Here is a 14,833-nt window from a genome sequence, read left to right on the forward strand (position 1 = left end):
CTCAGCCTCCTCTCGGCTCGTAGCTCTCGAGCTCGGCTGCGTCGGCGACGATCACGGCCACCGGCGTGCCGAGCGGCACCGTCTCGCCGACCGCGACGAGGTGCTCCGCCACGATCCCCGACGCGGGCGACGGCAGCTCCATCTCGACCTTCTCGCTCTCGATCGTCGCGAGCGTCTGGCCCTGCTCGATCGCCTCGCCGACGCCCACGACCCACTCGTTGATGGTCGCCTCCTCCATCGTGAGGCCGAACTTCGGCAGCTTCACCGTGGCGGCCATCAGTGCGACACCCCCGCCGCGACGAGCGAGCGGACGCCGTCGGCGATGCGCGCGGCGTCCGGGATGACGAAGCCCTCGAGCTCGGGCGCGTACGGCACCGGGGTGTTCGTACCGCAGGCGCGCACGACCGGCGCCCGCAGGAGCTCGAAGCACTCACCGGCGGCGATCGCCGCGATCTCCGCGCCGAACCCTCCGCGCTGCGGCGCCTCGTGGGCGATCAGCAGGCGGCCCGTCTTCTCGAGCGAAGCCCGCAGGGCCTCGCGATCGAAGGGCACGAGGCTGCGCGGGTCGAGCACCTCCACGGAGATCCCCTCCTCGGCAAGCGCCTCGGCCGCGGCGAGCGCCTCGTGCAGGGTCTTCAGGTAGGCGACGACGGTGACGTCGCTCCCCTCCCGCGCGATGCGTGCCTGCCCGAGCCGTAGCGCCTCGAGGTCGTCCGGCACCTCGCCCTTGCTGAAGTAGAGCTGCTTGTGCTCGAAGACGCAGACCGGATCGGGGTCGCGGATCGCGGCTTTCATGAGAGCTTTCGCGTCCTCCGGCGTAGAAGGAGCCACGCACTTGAGCCCGGGCACGTGGGTGAACCACGCCTCCAGGCTCTGCGAGTGCTGGGCCGCCGTCGCTCCGGCCGTGCCCGTCACGAGCCGCAGCGTCACCGGCGCCGTCAGCCGCCCGCCGCTCATGTAGTGGGTCTTCGCCGCCTGGTTGACGATCATGTCCATCGCCAGCGTCGCGAAGTCCGAGAACATGATCTCGACCACCGGCCTGCCGCCGAGCAGAGCCGCGCCGACCGCGGCCCCCGCGATCGCCTCCTCGGAGATCGGGGTGTCCAGCACCCGCTCGGCGCCGAAGCGCCTGTAGAGCCCCTTCGTCACGCCGAAGACGCCGCCGGACTCGCCAATGTCCTCCCCGATCAGGAATACCTGCTCGTCGCGCTCCATCTCCTCGGCGAGCGCCTCGGCGATCGCCGAGGCGTACGTGATCGTCCTCATCGCAGCGCCATCCCCTCGTAGCTGTCTGCGTACACGTCCTCAAGCGCCTCCTCGGGTGCAGGGTGCGGGCTCGCCTCGGCATACGCCGCCGCCTCGTCGAGCGTCTGCTCGACCTCCCCCGCAACCGCGTCGAGCGCTTCCTGCCCGACCCCGTGTTCGGAGACGAGCCGGGCGCCGAACGTGAGGATCGGATCGCGTGCCATCCACTCTGCCACCTCCTCCGGAGGCCGGTACGCGCCCATGTCGCCCTCGTAGTGGCCGCGGTGGCGGTAGGTCTTCGCCTCGATCAACGTCGGGCCCTCCCCCGCGATCGCGCGGTCCGCCGCCTCGCGGGCGACGCTATGGACGTCGAGCACGTCGTTGCCGTCGGCGATCACGCCCGGCATCTCGTAGGAGGCGGCGCGCACGGCGACATCCTTCACCGTCTGGTGGCGATCCTGCCGGGTGAACTCGCCGTAGAGGTTGTTCTCGCAGACGAAGAGCACTGGCAGCTTCCAGAGCGAGGCGAGGTTGAGCGACTCGTGGAAGGCGCCCTCGTTGGTGGCGCCGTCGCCGAAGAACGAGACCGCGACGGCCGGAACGCCTGTCCGCTTCAGCTGCAGTCCGGCACCGGTGGCGAGCGGGATGCCGCCGCCGACGATTCCGTTCGCGCCGAGGAACCCGAGCTCCGTGTCGATCATGTGCAGCGAGCCGCCCTTCGCCCGGTTGTAGCCGTCACGCCGCGCGTAGAGCTCGGCGTACATCCGCGCCGGCGACGCGCCACGCGCGAGCATGTGGCCATGACCGCGGTGCGTGCTCGTGATCGCCGCGTCGGGGCCGAGCGCGGCGCAGACGCCCACCGCGACCGCCTCCTGACCGATGTACGGATGGAGGAAGCCGGGGATCAGGCCGGCCATGCGGAGATCGGCGGCCCGTTCCTCGAAGCGCCGGATGAGCAGCATGTCGCGATACAGCCCGAGCAGGCGCTCGATCGGCAGATCGATCATGCTCACGTACCGACCTCCCATCGCGGCGGCGCACTCATACCGCGGTGAACCCTCCGTCGCAGACGACCGCAGAGCCGACGAAGAACGAGGCCTCATCGCTCACGAGGTAGGCGGCCACGCCCGCGATCTCCTCCGGCGTCGCGAAGCGCCCGATCGGGTGTGCGTCGCGGAAGTGCTGCGCGTCGGGTCGCTCCGCCATCAGCGTCTTGAGCAGCGGCGTCTCGGTGGCGCCCGGACAGAGGCAGTTCGCGCGTAGCCCCTGCCGTGCGTACTCGGCGCCGATCGACTTCGTGAAGTTGAGCACCGCGCCCTTGGCCGCGGAGTACGCGGCGAGGCGAGGGGCGCCGACGAGAGCCGCGGTCGACCCGAACGTGACGATGAAGCCGTGGCCCTGTGCCAGCAGACCGGGCAGCGCGGCGCGGCAGCAGAGCCAGGTGCCGCGCAGGCTGACGTCGACGACGCGGTCGAAGTCCTCGATCGACGTCTCGTGTGTCGGCCCGATGTAGTGGATCCCGGCGGCGAGCACGAGCGCGTCGAGGCCGCCGAGCGCCTCGCGGGCCTCTACGACGAGGCGCTCCGCGTCGGCGGCGTCCGTCACGTCGGCGCCCAGGTACGCGACCGCGCCGCTCGAGGTGTCCGGCGCGCGCAGGTCGGCGGCCGCGACCAGCGCACTCTCGGCGACGAGCCGCTCCGCCACCGCGGCGCCGATGCCGCCCGCGGCGCCGGTGACGAGCACCCTTCGTCCGTCGAGCCCGCGCATCAGAACGGGAACACCGCCTTGCATGCGGCGATCTCCTCTTCGGGATCGCCCGTCGGGACGACCTCGAACGTCACCTGCCGGTCGTAGCCGTACTCCTCGAGCACCCGGCGGATCGAGTGGAAGTTGATCTCGCCGGTTCCGGGAGCGCCGCGACCGGGGACATCGGCGATGTGCACCGAGGCGATCCACGGCAGGCCGTCGACAAGGTTGTCGAGCAGCCGCCCGCCCACGAGCTGCTGGTGGTAGGCGTCGAAGAACACCCGCAGCTGCGGATGGTCGACCTCGCGGCAGATCTCGAGCGACGCCCCGAAATCGGCGAGAAAGTACGTCGGCACGAAGACCGTGTTGATCGCCTCGAGCGTCAGCGTCATCGGCGTGCCCTCGACGAGCTTCACGCACTCGCGCAGGCAGTCGACGCAGGCGCGCCGCTTCCGGGCGTCCGTGAGCGGAGGCCCCGGGAGGAACGTGCCGTCCGGACCGCGGGCATCGGAGAACATGGACAGCTGCAGGAAGCCGAGCCGCTCCGCGGCGGCAACCGTCTCCGCGAGCGATTCGAGCACGGCGTCGTGCTGTGTGGGGTCGCACAGCGCCCCGCGCGAGTGCCCGAAGACGCAGGCGATCTCGAGGCCGGTCTCGCGGCAGGCGGCCGCAAGCCCTTCGATGTCCTCCCCGCGCCAGTCCCAGAGATCGACGCGATCGAAGCCGTGCGCAGCGGCGCGCCGCGCACGCTCGGCGAGTGGAAGGTCGGCCCACATGAACTTGATCGAGACCGCGTACTTCATGCGGGCCCCATCGTGGCGCCACCGTTGACGAGCACGGTCTGGCCGGTGATCATGCGGGCCGCGGGGCCGGCGAGGTACGCAACCGCCTCCGCGATGTCCGAGGGGAGGATCGCCTGCTGCAGGCACTGACCCTCGGCGACGAGCCGTCGATACTCCTCGGGCACGGTCTGCGCGGTGATCTCCGTCGTCACGAGCCCCGGCGCGACCGCGTTGACGGCGATGCCCGACGGCCCCAGCTCGCGCGCCATGCTGCGCGTGATCCCGACGACGGCCGACTTGGAGGCGACGTAGTGCATCAGGTTCGCCATGCCGAACGTGATCACGTTGGAGGCGATGTTGACGATGCGCCCGACCCCTGCCTCGCGCATCGGTGCGGCGACCGCCCTCGAGCAGAGGAATACGGAGCGGACGTTGACCGTCAGGACGTGCTCCCACTCGTCGAGCGGAATCTCCCAGAACGGCCGCCGCTCGATGCCGGCAAACAGGCCGGCGTTGTTGACGAGGACGTCGACGCGGCCGTACGTCCCGGTGACGCGTGCCACCGCATCCTCGACGGCCGCCTCGTCGGTCACGTCTGCCGCCAGGGCGAGCGCCGTGCCGCCGCCCGCCTCGATCGCCGCAACGGTGTCGTCTGCAGGGAGCAGGTCGATCGACACCACCGTCGCGCCGCGCGCGGCGAGCGTCTCCGCGGTCGTGCGCCCGATCGCGCGAGCGGCGCCCGTCACGATCGCAACCTGCCCTGCCAACTCCCGGCCGCTCACCAGAGGGTACTCTTGCCGTCGAAGTTCAGGTGCTTCGTCTCGGTGAACTCGTACAGCCCCTCGAGCCCCTGCTGGCGGCCGACGCCCGAGCGCTTGAAACCTCCCACCTCCATCTCGTCGTAGAAGTGGTGGTACGTGTTGATCCAGATCGTCCCGGCTCGGATCGCGCGGCCGACTCGCCAGGCACGGTCGACGTCCTGCGTCCAGAGCCCGGCTGCGAGGCCATACTCGGTGTCGTTCGCGAGCGCGACTGCCTCGGCCTCGTCGCCGAAGCGCTGCACCGTCAACACTGGCCCGAAGATCTCGTCCCGGATCAGGCTCGAGTCGGCGGGCAGGTCGGCGAAGATCGCAGGCGAGACGAAGCAGCCTGCATCGTACGGCTCGCCCGCGAGCGCGGCGCCTCCGGCGACGAGCCGGCCTTCGGCCTTCCCTCGCTCCACGTAGTCGAGCACCTTGTTGCGTTGGGACGCGGACGCGACGGGGCCGAGCTGCGACGCCGGGTCGAGCCCGTCCCCGACGCGAAGGCCGTTCGTGACCGCTCCGAGGCGCTCCAGGAACTCGTCGTAGAGCGCGTCCTCGACGAGGAGCCGGCTGCCGGCGGTGCAGATCTGACCGCAGGTCGTGAAGATCGCGCTCTCCGCCCCTGCAAGCGCCTTATCGAGCTTCGCGTCGGCGAAGACGACGTTGGGCGCCTTGCCGCCCAACTCGAGGGCGACCTTGCGCAGCCCCTCGGCCGCGCGCTTCATGACGCGGATCCCCGTCTCGGTCTCGCCCGTGAACGCGATCATGTCGGTGCCGTCGTGGCCGACGAGCGCGTCGCCCACGATCCCGCCCGAGCCGAGCACGCACATGAGGATCCCCGCGGGCAGGCCCGGCTGCGAGGCGAGGAGGGCGAGCGCCTCGACGGTGATCGCCGACGTAAGGCTCGCCGGCTTGACGACCGTCGCGTTGCCCGCCGCGAGCGCGGGCGCAAGCGAGCGGACGAGCAGGACGAGCGGCCAGTTCCAGGGCGTGATCACGGCCACGACGCCGACCGGCTCACGCAGGACGACGCCCGTCACCTCTTGGCCGAGCACGGCGGAGCGGCCGTACACCATCCGGGCCAGCCCCGCGTAGTACTCGGTCATCTTGGCCGAGCTCGCGATCTCGATCCGGGCTTCGTGGATCGTCTTTCCCTGCTCGCGGGTGAGCAGCTCCGCGAGCCGGTCCTGGTCGGCGCGCAGCGCCTGGGCGAAGCCGTACAGCACCCGCGCTCGAGCCTCGCCGTTCGCGCCCCAGTCGGAAGACTCGAGCGCCTGCCTCGCGGCCGCGACCGCCCGGTCGACGTCATCCGGGGTGGACACTGCGAGCTCCGCGACGACCTCTCCCGTCGCCGGGTCGGTGCTCTCGAAGAGGTCGCCGCTGGCACGCACGAAGCCGTGGCAGGGAGCGGGCAGGCGAAGCGCCGCCCATGCCTGTCGCTGGGAGGTCGTCGCTGCTGATGCTGTCACGAGTCAGTCCTTGTTTCGGGTTGCCGTCTTGCGGGCGGAGTTTGACATCCCTCCCGCTAACTGATGAACATATCAGACCACTAACCAGTTAGACTGGCAGAGGACATGCAGGCAGTCAAGACGGTGAGGACAGCGCGAACGGACGGCGGCGGTGGCGCGGTCGCGGAGGCTGTGGCGGCGGCGTACGATCCCTTCCTCGAGCCCCTGCTGGGCGATCCGTACGCGTTCTTCGCCCAGGCACGGGCGGAGGCGCCGGTGTTCTACGCCGCCGCCGCCGACCGCTCGGTCGTCTCCGACGTCTCGTTCCGCGGGCCGCTCGCGCCGGAGGTCGAATGGGACGCCTAGACGGGCGCGTGGCGATCGTCACCGGGGCCGCATCGCCGCGCGGCCAGGGCGCCGCAGAGGCGCGGCTGCTCGCTGCCGAGGGCGCTCACGTCATCCTCGCCGACGTCTCCGACGCCGAGGGCGAGGCGACCGCGGCGGCGATCGGCGACATGGCCGACTACCGGCACCTCGACGTTACGGGCGAGACCGACTGGTCCGAGACCGTCGCGTGGGCGCTCGACCGGTACGGCCGTCTCGACGTGCTCGTCAACAACGCCGGCGTCTGGCTCGCGAAGACGATCGAGGAGACCTCGCTCGCCGACTACCGCCGCGTGATCGACATCAACCAGGTGGGGGCCTTCCTTGGCATGCGCGCGGTCGTCCCGTCGATGCGTGCGGCCGGATCAGGCTCGATCGTCAACATCTCATCGCTCGCAGGCCTGCGCGGCGCGCAGGTGCCGTCCGCGTATGCGGCGAGCAAGTGGGCCGTGCGCGGGATGAGCCGGCAGGCGGCCGCTGAGCTCGCGCGGGACGGGATCCGCGTCAACACGGTCTTCCCCGGCTACGTCGACACCGGGATGATCGACGCCGGGCACGAGGAGATCGCGCAGCGCGTGCCGCTCGGGCGGCGGCTGGCCGCGCCGGAGGAGGTCGCCGAGGTGGTGGTCTTCCTCGCCTCCGACGCCGCGCGCTACGTGACGGGCGCCGAGATCGTCGTCGACGGCGCCGTCACCGCGTAGCGCACCGGCGCACGGCCACCGGCTCGAGGCGGCACGATCACTCCACCTCGGCGTGGATGCGCTGCCCGGCCTCGCGCAGCGTTCCGCCCTTGCGGCCGGCGCGGGTGGCGAGGATCTCGGCCAGGATCGAGAGCGCCGTCTCGGCCTGTGTGTCGGCGCCGATGTCGAGACCGCAGGGGCCGGCGATGCGGTCGAGCTTCTCCTCGGCCACGCCGGCCTCGAGCAGGCGCTGCCGGCGCCGCTCCTGGTTGCGGCGGGAGCCGAGCGCACCGATGTAGAACGCCTCCGTGTCGAGCGCGCTGATCAGGGCCGGCTCGTCGAACTTGTCGTCGTGGGTGAGCACGACCACGGCCGTCTGGTGGTCGGGAGCGATCTCCGCGAGAGCGTCCTGGGGCCACTTCGCGATCAGGCGGTCGGCGGACGGGATGCGCTCGGGCGTCAGGAACGTGGCCCTGGCATCGGCGACGATCGCCGTCCAGCCGAGCAGCTTCGCCCCCTTGCACAACGCCTCCGCCGTGTCGACGGCCCCGTACACGAACAACCGCGGCGGCGGGCCGTACCACTCGGCGAACACCTTCGTGGCGCCGTCGTCGAGCGTGAGCAAGGTGTTGCGCCCGCGGCGCACGATCTCGCCGAAGCGGCCGCTCGCCTCCTCGGGCACGCCGCCCCCGAACGTCTCTCCGGACTCGAGCACGAGCAGCTTCGACCCGCAGCCCTCGCCCTCCACCACGGTGAACAGCACGCCGCGCTCGCCCGAGGCGCGCAGCTTCGACAGACGCGCGAGAAGGCTCATTCGACGGGTTCCACGAACACGTCGATCTCGCCGCCGCACGGCAGGCCCACGCTCCACGCCATGTCGTCGCTGATGCCGTAGTGGAGCAGCCGTGGCTCTCCCGACCGCATCACCTCGATGGCGTTCTCGAACACGTCGCTCTCGACGCAGCCGCCCGACACCGAGCCGCACATCTTGCCCGACTCGGACACGGCCAGGCTCGTGCCGACGGGGCGCGGCGCCGAGCGCCGGGTGGCGACGACCGTCGCGACGACCACACGCTCGCCCGCCTCGCGCCAGCGGCCGACCTCGTCCAGGATCTCCTTCACGCTGCATGCCTCCTCTCGATGCCGGCGAGCACGGCCGCCAGCTCTTCCAGACTTCTCAGATTGTGGCCCGGCAGGAAGCGGTCGACGAAGGGCAGCGCGGCGCGCATCCCTCCGGCAAGCGGCTGGTACTCGGGATTGCCCTTCAGCGGGTTGACCCACACGACCGCGTAGGCGGCGCGCGCCAGCCGTGCCATTTCCCGGCCGACGAGTGCCGGATCCTGCCGCTCCCACCCATCCGACACGATGACGACGACGGCGCCGCGCGACAGCGCCCGCTTGCCGTAGACGTCGTTGAACTCCTTCAGCGACGCGCCGATGCGCGTGCCGCTGCCCCAGTCGGTGACCGCCTCGGTGCACTTCTCGAGGGCGGACTCCGGATCGCGCGTGCCGAGCTCCGCCGTCAGCCGCGACAGCCGCGTGCCGAACGCGAACGCCTCCACTCCCGGGCCGGAGCCGACGGCGGCGTGGAGGAAGAGGACGAGCGCGCGGGCATAGGCGTCCATCGAGCCCGAGACGTCGCAGAGGACGACGAGCTTCCGCGCCACCCGCTTGCGCGCGCGGAACGGCCGCTCGACCGGGTCGCCGCCGGTACGCAGGGAACGGCGGATCAGCCTGCGCATGTCCAGCCGGTCGCCGCGCGGATCGGACGAGCGGCGGCGCGAGGAGCGCAGCGGCCGGTTCTCGGCGATCGCGGCGATGAGCCGCTTGACCCGGCGGTACTCGGCGGGGGTCATCTCCGCGAAGTCCTTCTCGCGCAGCAGCTCGTGGCCGGAAGCGCCGAGCTCGAGCGGGTCGCCGAGCTCGTCGTCCCGCTCGCCGTCGTCGCGGGCTCTGTCGGCAAGCGACTCGCCGACGCGCTGCTGCGCGACCGGGCTCGGCGCGGTGCGCAGGGGCGGCAGCACCGGCGCGCGCAGGAACCACGCGTTGAAAGCGCGGTCGAACAGGTCGAGCTCGTCCTGCCGGCAGACGAGCGTCTGCCGCAGGGAGAAGTAGACGTCCTCCTGGCGCTCGAGATCGACGGCATCGAGAGCGCGGAGCGCGTCGGCGACGCGGCCGGGCCCCACCTCGAGGCCGACCTCGCGCAGGACGCGACCGAAGGTGACGACGTGGCGGACGACGGCGTCGGCCATGATCGCTCCTATGCTCCCGCGGTCGTGCGGGCGCTGTCGACGAGCCGCGCGAGCGTCTCGTCGCGCACCGCCTCGATGTCCTCACGGTACTTCAGCACCGAGCCGAGCGTCTGCTCGACGACCTCCGCGTCGATCTCCTGGCGGCCGAGCGCGTTGAGCGCCATCGCCCAGTCGATCGTCTCGGCCACGCCGGGCGGCTTGGCGAGATCGAGGCCGCGCAGCTCGCGGACGAACGCCGCGGCCTGCGCGGCGAGACGCTCCGAGACGCCCGGGATGCGGATCTTCACGATCTCGATCTCGCGCTCGATCGACGGGTGGCCGATCCAGTGGAAGAGGGCACGGCGCTTGAGCGCGTCGTGCAGCTCGCGCGTGCGGTTCGACGTGAGGATCACCGCGGGCCGGCGGCGGGCGCGGATCGTGCCGAGCTCGGGGATCGTGATCTGGAAGTCGGAGAGCACCTCGAGCAGGAACGCCTCGAACTCCTCGTCGGCCCGGTCGATCTCGTCGATCAGCAGCACGACGGGCTCGTCGCCGTCGATCGCCTCGAGCAGCGGCCGCCGGATCAGGAACTCGGGGCCGAAGAGCTCGTCCTCGGACACCGTTCCCTCCTGCGCGGCGCGGATGTGCAGGAGCTGGCGCGGGTAGTTCCACTCGTAGACGGCGTGCGCGACGTCGAGACCCTCGTAGCACTGCAGCCGGATCAGGCGCGAGCCCGTCGCCTGCGCGAGCGACTTCGCCGCCTCGGTCTTGCCCACGCCCGCCTCCCCCTCGAGCAGGAGGGGCTTCTCGAGCGCGAGGGCGAGGAAGAGCGCCGTCGAGAGGCCGCGGTCGGGCAGGTAGTCCGCGCCACGCAGGGCGTCCTCGAGCTCGTCGATCGTGCGAAAGCCGCTCACCGTCAGAGCGTAATCGCTCGGAGGCATGCCGTGGCCCGCTGCGGCGGTGCCGCCCGGGCCCGCGTCGGGACGGCCCTACAATCCCGGTGTGACGACCGAGAGCCTCTGGCGCGCCTGGTCGTTCCAGCCGCTCGTGGTCGGGGGCGGCATCGTCGCGATCGCCTTCTTCCTCCACGGCTGGAGCCGCCTCCACCGCCGTCGCGCCGGCCTCGCGCCGTGGACGCGCATCCCGCTCTTCGTCGCCGGCGTGTCCGTCACGGTGCTCGCGATCGTCTCCCCCATCGACTACATCGGCGAGCGCTACCTGCAGTGGGTGCACATGCTGCAACACGTGCTCATCGCCGATCTTGGCGTCGTCCTGCTCCTGCTCGCCGTCCGCGGCCCGCTCGCCGTCTTCTTCCTCCCCCGCAACCTCATCGCAGCGCTCGCACGCATGCGGGCGCTGCGGCGCACGCTCTCGTTCCTGCTCCGTCCCGGCGTGAGCTACGGCGTCTGGGTCGCCGTCCTCGTCGGCTGGCACATCCCACCGCTGTACGAAGCTGCCCTCCACCATCGCGCCGTCCACGATCTCGAGCACCTCAGCTTCGTGCTGGGAGGCCTCCTCGTCTGGACGCAGATGATCGACCCCTCCCGGCACGAGCGGCTTTCCCTCGCCGAGCGCCTCGGCTACACCGCGCTCGTCTTCTGGACGGGCCAGGTGCTCGCGTACGTGATCCTGTTCAGCTTCGAGCCGCTGTTCTCCACCTACGCCGAGGAGCCGCGGCGCCTCCTCGGCCTGTCTCCGCTCAGCGACCAGAAGCTCGCCGGGCTCGTGATGATGCTCGAGCAGACGCTCACCGTCGGCACCTGCTTCCTCGTGCTGCTGCGGGCCTCGCGGCGGCGCCTGGCCGCGGTGGCGGTCGGCGAGCACCGGCCCGCCTGATGCCCTCCCCCTGGTCGTTCACGTTCGAGCCGCTCTTCGCGGCGCTCGGCGCGCTCGCGCTCTGGCTCTACCTGCGCGCGCCCGCCGGGCGCTCCTCACGCACACGGACCACGCTCTTCGCCACCGGGGTGCTGATGATCGTGCTCGCGCTCAACTCGCCGCTCGAGACGATCGCCGTCGAGTACCTCGTGCTCTTCCACCTCCTGCAGAACGTCATCATCTCGGACTGGGCGCCGCCTCTCCTCATCCTCGGCCTCACGCCTTCCATGCGCGCGGCCGTCGCTGCCCGCGGAGGGGCCGCGTTCGCGTGGCTGACCCGGCCGATGGCGGCGTTCCCCATCTGGCTCGTCGGCTGGTACGTCGTCCATCTCGGCGCCGTCTACGACATCGCCGTCCGCCATGCGGCGCTGCTCAACCTTGAGCACGCGTTCATGATCGCCATCGGCCTGCTCTTCTGGTGGCCGGTCCTCGCGGACGCACCGCGGTCGGCCGCGACGCTCGCGCGGATCGCATACGTCTTCGCCGCGTTCGTGTTCTCGGCCTTCCTCGGGCTCGCGCTCACGTTCGCGCCGCCCGTGTACGGCTACTACGAGACACGGCCCGAGCGCCTGTGGGGGATCTCCGCCGCGAAGGACCAGAACTTCGGCGGCATCCTCATGTCGGCCGAGCAGGCGATCGTCTTCTTCGCCGCGATCACCTGGCTGCTCGTCCGGCTCTTCCGCGAGGAGGACGAGGCGGAGCAGGCCTTGCGCGCGCGCCAGCGCGCGCAAGGCCTGCTCTAGCCCTGCGCCTCGGAGGCGGTCGCTCGGGTCGTCGCGCGCGGGCATGGTGTCGCTCGGGCTGTCCGGCGCTCACGAGCGCGCCATCGCAAGCCCCACTCCCGCGGCTGCTGCGATCCGGCGCGATAGGGTTTTCGCATGGGAAACGATGATCGACTTCGTGGGCGCGTCGCGCTCGTCACGGGTGCGCTCGGCTGCCTCGGCGCCTGGACGGCGAAGGCGTTTCTCGACGAGGGCGCGTCCGTCGTCGCCTACGATCTGCGGGTCGACGACCCGCACCGGCTGCGCCTCGTGCTCGGCGAGGACGCGGCGCGCGTGACGCTGGAGCAGGGCGACGTCACGGACGTCGAACGCCTCGGCGCGGTCATGGACCGCCACGGCGTCACGCGCGTCGTCCACCTCGCGGGCCTGCAGGTGCCGTTCTGCCGCGCGAACCCGCCGCTCGGCGCCCGCGTCAACGTCGAGGGCACGGTCGCCGTGTTCGAGGCGGTGAAGCAGCGGCGCGACCGCATTCCCGGCGTCGCGCTCGCGTCGTCGGCCGCCGTCTACGGCCCCGATGACCCGTCGCCGGCGCCGGAGGTCGGGCCGTTCTCGCCGCGCACGCACTACGGCGTCTTCAAGCTCGCGAACGAGGGGACGGCGCGCGTCTACTGGGCCGACGACGGCATTCCCTCCATCGCCATCCGCCCGTACGTCGTCTACGGGCCCGCCCGCGACCAGGGCCTCACCTCGACGCCGACGCTCGCGATGCAGGCGGCCGCACGCGGAGACCCGTTCACGATCTCCTACGGAGGAGCCGCCCAGTACGACTACGCGCCCGACGTCGGCCTCGCCTTCGCGCGCGCGAGCGCCGCGGTCTCGACGGGGGCGATCGCCGCCAACTACCCCGGCGTCCCCGCGCACATGGCCGAGGTCATCGCCGCGATCGAGGCGGCGGCACCCGACGCCGCCGGGATGATCCGCTTCGAGGAGACCGGGCTGCCGTTTCCGGCGCAGCTCGAGGCGACGGCGCTGGAGCGCGCGATCGGGCCGCTCCCGCGCACTCCGCTCGCCGACGGCGTGCGGCAGGCGGTCGAGCACTTTCGCCGCATCGCCTCGTGATCTCCGAGCACCGCGGCACCGTTGCCCTTCTTCAATCGGGCAGGAGGGGCACGTAGCGCACCCGTTCGCGCGACTCGAGCAACGGCAGCGCCTGGCCGAGCACGAGCTCGCGGAAGTGCTGGCTGGCAGCGTGCCGCTCCAGGGCAGCCTCGTCGGCGTAGCGCTCGAACAGGAAGAAGGCGCGTGGATCGTCGGGGTCGCGGTGCGGGTCGTACTGCAGGCAGCCGGGCTCGGCGCGGGAGAGCGGCGCGAGCCGGGCGAGCAAGGCCGCCACCTCCTCCTCGGCACCTGGCCGGGCACGCCAGCGCACCGCGAGCACGACCGTCGTGCCGCCTCCCTCGTCCGTTGCCCGTACCTCCGGCTCGCTCAGCGGGCGGCCTTCCCCCGTGCCAGCTTGGCGAAGTACTCCACGTGCTTGCGCGCCTCCCGGCCCGCCTTGGCAGCGGTCTCGGCCCGGATCGCCTCGAGGATCGGGACGTGTAGCTCCGCGGCCTCTTCCGGCTCGACCTGCGTGCCGTAGATGGTGAGCGTGATCCGCCCCTCGACCCCGAGCGACTTCCAGCACTGGGTCAGCACCGCGTTGCCGGCCGCTTCCACGATCACGCGATGGAAGGCGAAGTCGTGCTGCACGAGCGCGTGCAGGTCGCCGCGCTTCGCCGCCGCCCGCATCGCCGCGACCGCAGATTCGAGCGTGGACACGTCGCCCGCGAGGCGGACGGCCGCCTCCCTCGCGGCGAGGTCCTCGAGCGCCGCCCGCACGGGATACACCTCGATCAGCTCCTCCTCGCCGAACTCGCGCACGCGCGCGCCGCGGAACGGCTCCGATTCCACGAGGCGCAGCAGCTCGAGGTCGCGCAGCGCCTCGCGCACGGGTGCCTGGCTCGTGCCCAGATCCTGGGCGATCCGGGTCTCCACGAGCCGCTCGCCCGGCTGCAGCTCGCCCCGGACGATGCGCTGCAGCAGCACGTCCTTCACCTGCTCGCGGAGCACCGTCCGTGTGATCGCCTTCACCGCTCACCCGTCCTGGATCTCACTGCTTCTCCTCGCCGGCGCCAGAGCCGCAACTATCGATGATCGATTCGTCTCGCGTCAACCGTCGCCGTCAAGCGGCGACGACCGGATTGGTGATCTCCCCGAGACCGTCGATCTGGATCGTCACGGTGTCGCCCGGCTCAAGCAGCCGCTTCGGCTCGCGGAAGATGCCGACGCCGGCCGGGGTGCCGGTCAGGATCAGGTCGCCCGCCTCGAGCGTGGACGTGAGCGACGCGTAGCTGATGATCTCGTCGATGCCGAAGATGAGGTTGGCGGTCGTCGAGTCCTGCAGCGTCTCCCCCGAGACGATCGCCCGGATGCCGAGCGCGTGCGGGTCGGGAACCTCGGACGCCGGCACGAGCGGGCCGATCGGGCAGAACGTGTCCGGCGACTTGCCGCGCGTCCACTGGCCGTCGGCGAACTGCAGGTCGCGCGCGGACACGTCGTTCGCGACGACGTAGCCGCGCACCGCCTCCATCGCGTTCTCCTTCGAGACGTTGCGGACGGTGGTGCCGATGACGACGCCCAGCTCGGCCTCGTAGTCGCACTGCCGCACGACGGGCGGGATCACGATCGCATCGCCGGGGCCGATCAGCGAGGTCGTGTACTTCGCGAAGAACAGCGGAGCCTGGGGGAGGTCGACTCCCTGCTCCTCGGCGTGGTCCTTGTAGTTGAGGCCGACGCAGACGATCTTTCCGGGACGGTCGATGGGGATCATGCATACGATCCTACGCGACGGCCTCGAGGGCGGATTGGACAACAGTGA

Annotated in this window: 19 protein-coding genes; 5 read left to right on the top strand and 14 right to left on the bottom strand. The window is 71.4% G+C overall.

The window, feature by feature from the left end; genetic code table 11:
• Position 1: 1 nt before the first annotated feature.
• The 7 genes from Gocc_RS06660 to Gocc_RS06690 are packed head-to-tail and all read right to left on the bottom strand — an operon-like array spanning position 2 to position 6,045.
• A complete protein-coding gene (locus tag Gocc_RS06660) occupies positions 2 to 277 on the bottom strand; it encodes a biotin/lipoyl-containing protein (RefSeq protein WP_114795727.1) in 276 nt (91 codons plus the stop codon).
• Complete coding sequence (locus Gocc_RS06665; protein ID WP_114795728.1) at positions 277 to 1,266, bottom strand: alpha-ketoacid dehydrogenase subunit beta; 990 nt, start codon at positions 1,264 to 1,266, stop codon at positions 277 to 279. The genes Gocc_RS06660 and Gocc_RS06665 overlap by 1 nt, the downstream gene beginning before the upstream one ends.
• On the bottom strand, positions 1,263 to 2,249 hold the full coding sequence (locus Gocc_RS06670) for a thiamine pyrophosphate-dependent dehydrogenase E1 component subunit alpha (RefSeq protein ID WP_422717984.1): 987 nt from the start codon (positions 2,247 to 2,249) through the stop codon (positions 1,263 to 1,265). Before Gocc_RS06670 ends, Gocc_RS06665 begins: the two co-directional genes overlap by 4 nt.
• 37 nt (positions 2,250 to 2,286) lie before the next feature.
• Positions 2,287 to 3,036 (bottom strand): SDR family NAD(P)-dependent oxidoreductase, encoded by a 750-nt coding sequence (locus tag Gocc_RS06675; RefSeq protein ID WP_114795730.1) that lies wholly within the window; start codon positions 3,034 to 3,036, stop codon positions 2,287 to 2,289.
• Positions 3,012 to 3,794 (bottom strand): TIM barrel protein, encoded by a 783-nt coding sequence (locus Gocc_RS06680; RefSeq protein ID WP_114795731.1) that lies wholly within the window; start codon positions 3,792 to 3,794, stop codon positions 3,012 to 3,014. Before Gocc_RS06680 ends, Gocc_RS06675 begins: the two co-directional genes overlap by 25 nt.
• Positions 3,791 to 4,555: an SDR family NAD(P)-dependent oxidoreductase gene (locus tag Gocc_RS06685; RefSeq protein WP_181813433.1), complete on the bottom strand. Its 765-nt coding sequence runs from the start codon at positions 4,553 to 4,555 to the stop codon at positions 3,791 to 3,793. Before Gocc_RS06685 ends, Gocc_RS06680 begins: the two co-directional genes overlap by 4 nt.
• The gene (locus tag Gocc_RS06690; RefSeq protein WP_220150487.1) at positions 4,552 to 6,045 is read right to left on the bottom strand and encodes an aldehyde dehydrogenase family protein; all 1,494 of its coding nucleotides are present in this window, start codon (positions 6,043 to 6,045) and stop codon (positions 4,552 to 4,554) included. The genes Gocc_RS06685 and Gocc_RS06690 overlap by 4 nt, the downstream gene beginning before the upstream one ends.
• 105 nt (positions 6,046 to 6,150) lie before the next feature.
• Between Gocc_RS06690 and Gocc_RS06695 the strand changes: the two genes are divergently transcribed.
• The gene (locus Gocc_RS06695) at positions 6,151 to 6,390 is read left to right on the top strand and encodes a hypothetical protein (protein WP_114795733.1); all 240 of its coding nucleotides are present in this window, start codon (positions 6,151 to 6,153) and stop codon (positions 6,388 to 6,390) included.
• Between the two features lie 8 nt (positions 6,391 to 6,398).
• Positions 6,399 to 7,109, top strand: coding sequence for a glucose 1-dehydrogenase (locus Gocc_RS06700; protein WP_220150488.1), 711 nt, complete (start codon positions 6,399 to 6,401; stop codon positions 7,107 to 7,109).
• A 37-nt stretch (positions 7,110 to 7,146) separates the two neighbouring features.
• Here the strand turns inward: Gocc_RS06700 and Gocc_RS06705 are convergent, their stop codons facing one another.
• From Gocc_RS06705 to Gocc_RS06720, 4 genes are read right to left on the bottom strand one after another with little or no spacing between them, the layout of a single operon-like run.
• Complete coding sequence (locus tag Gocc_RS06705) at positions 7,147 to 7,902, bottom strand: XdhC family protein (RefSeq protein ID WP_114795735.1); 756 nt, start codon at positions 7,900 to 7,902, stop codon at positions 7,147 to 7,149.
• A complete protein-coding gene (locus Gocc_RS06710; RefSeq protein WP_114795736.1) occupies positions 7,899 to 8,210 on the bottom strand; it encodes an XdhC family protein in 312 nt (103 codons plus the stop codon). The genes Gocc_RS06705 and Gocc_RS06710 overlap by 4 nt, the downstream gene beginning before the upstream one ends.
• Positions 8,207 to 9,340 (bottom strand): vWA domain-containing protein, encoded by a 1,134-nt coding sequence (locus Gocc_RS06715; RefSeq protein ID WP_114795737.1) that lies wholly within the window; start codon positions 9,338 to 9,340, stop codon positions 8,207 to 8,209. Before Gocc_RS06715 ends, Gocc_RS06710 begins: the two co-directional genes overlap by 4 nt.
• A gap of 8 nt (positions 9,341 to 9,348) precedes the next feature.
• Positions 9,349 to 10,239 (bottom strand): AAA family ATPase, encoded by an 891-nt coding sequence (locus Gocc_RS06720; RefSeq protein ID WP_422717985.1) that lies wholly within the window; start codon positions 10,237 to 10,239, stop codon positions 9,349 to 9,351.
• 82 nt (positions 10,240 to 10,321) lie between these two features.
• Here Gocc_RS06720 and Gocc_RS06725 point away from each other — a divergent pair, with 82 nt between their 5' ends.
• From Gocc_RS06725 to Gocc_RS06735, 3 genes are all read left to right on the top strand, one after another.
• Positions 10,322 to 11,155 carry a cytochrome c oxidase assembly protein gene (locus Gocc_RS06725; protein ID WP_181813434.1) on the top strand — a complete coding sequence of 278 codons (834 nt, stop codon included), beginning with the start codon at positions 10,322 to 10,324 and terminating at the stop codon, positions 11,153 to 11,155.
• The gene (locus Gocc_RS06730; protein WP_114795740.1) at positions 11,155 to 11,937 is read left to right on the top strand and encodes a cytochrome c oxidase assembly protein; all 783 of its coding nucleotides are present in this window, start codon (positions 11,155 to 11,157) and stop codon (positions 11,935 to 11,937) included. Before Gocc_RS06725 ends, Gocc_RS06730 begins: the two co-directional genes overlap by 1 nt.
• Before the next feature lie 135 nt (positions 11,938 to 12,072).
• Complete coding sequence (locus tag Gocc_RS06735; protein WP_114795741.1) at positions 12,073 to 13,035, top strand: NAD-dependent epimerase/dehydratase family protein; 963 nt, start codon at positions 12,073 to 12,075, stop codon at positions 13,033 to 13,035.
• Between the two features lie 31 nt (positions 13,036 to 13,066).
• Here Gocc_RS06735 and Gocc_RS06740 read toward each other — a convergent pair whose 3' ends face one another.
• The 3 genes from Gocc_RS06740 to Gocc_RS06750 all read right to left on the bottom strand — a co-directional run bounded on the left by Gocc_RS06740 (position 13,067) and on the right by Gocc_RS06750 (position 14,785).
• The gene (locus Gocc_RS06740; RefSeq protein WP_114795742.1) at positions 13,067 to 13,354 is read right to left on the bottom strand and encodes a putative quinol monooxygenase; all 288 of its coding nucleotides are present in this window, start codon (positions 13,352 to 13,354) and stop codon (positions 13,067 to 13,069) included.
• A gap of 47 nt (positions 13,355 to 13,401) precedes the next feature.
• Positions 13,402 to 14,046 carry a GntR family transcriptional regulator gene (locus tag Gocc_RS06745; protein ID WP_114795743.1) on the bottom strand — a complete coding sequence of 215 codons (645 nt, stop codon included), beginning with the start codon at positions 14,044 to 14,046 and terminating at the stop codon, positions 13,402 to 13,404.
• Between the two features lie 91 nt (positions 14,047 to 14,137).
• A complete protein-coding gene (locus Gocc_RS06750; protein ID WP_114795744.1) occupies positions 14,138 to 14,785 on the bottom strand; it encodes a fumarylacetoacetate hydrolase family protein in 648 nt (215 codons plus the stop codon).
• Positions 14,786 to 14,833: the final 48 nt, after the last annotated feature.

Source organism: Gaiella occulta, assembly GCF_003351045.1.
GTDB lineage: Bacteria > Actinomycetota > Thermoleophilia > Gaiellales > Gaiellaceae > Gaiella > Gaiella occulta.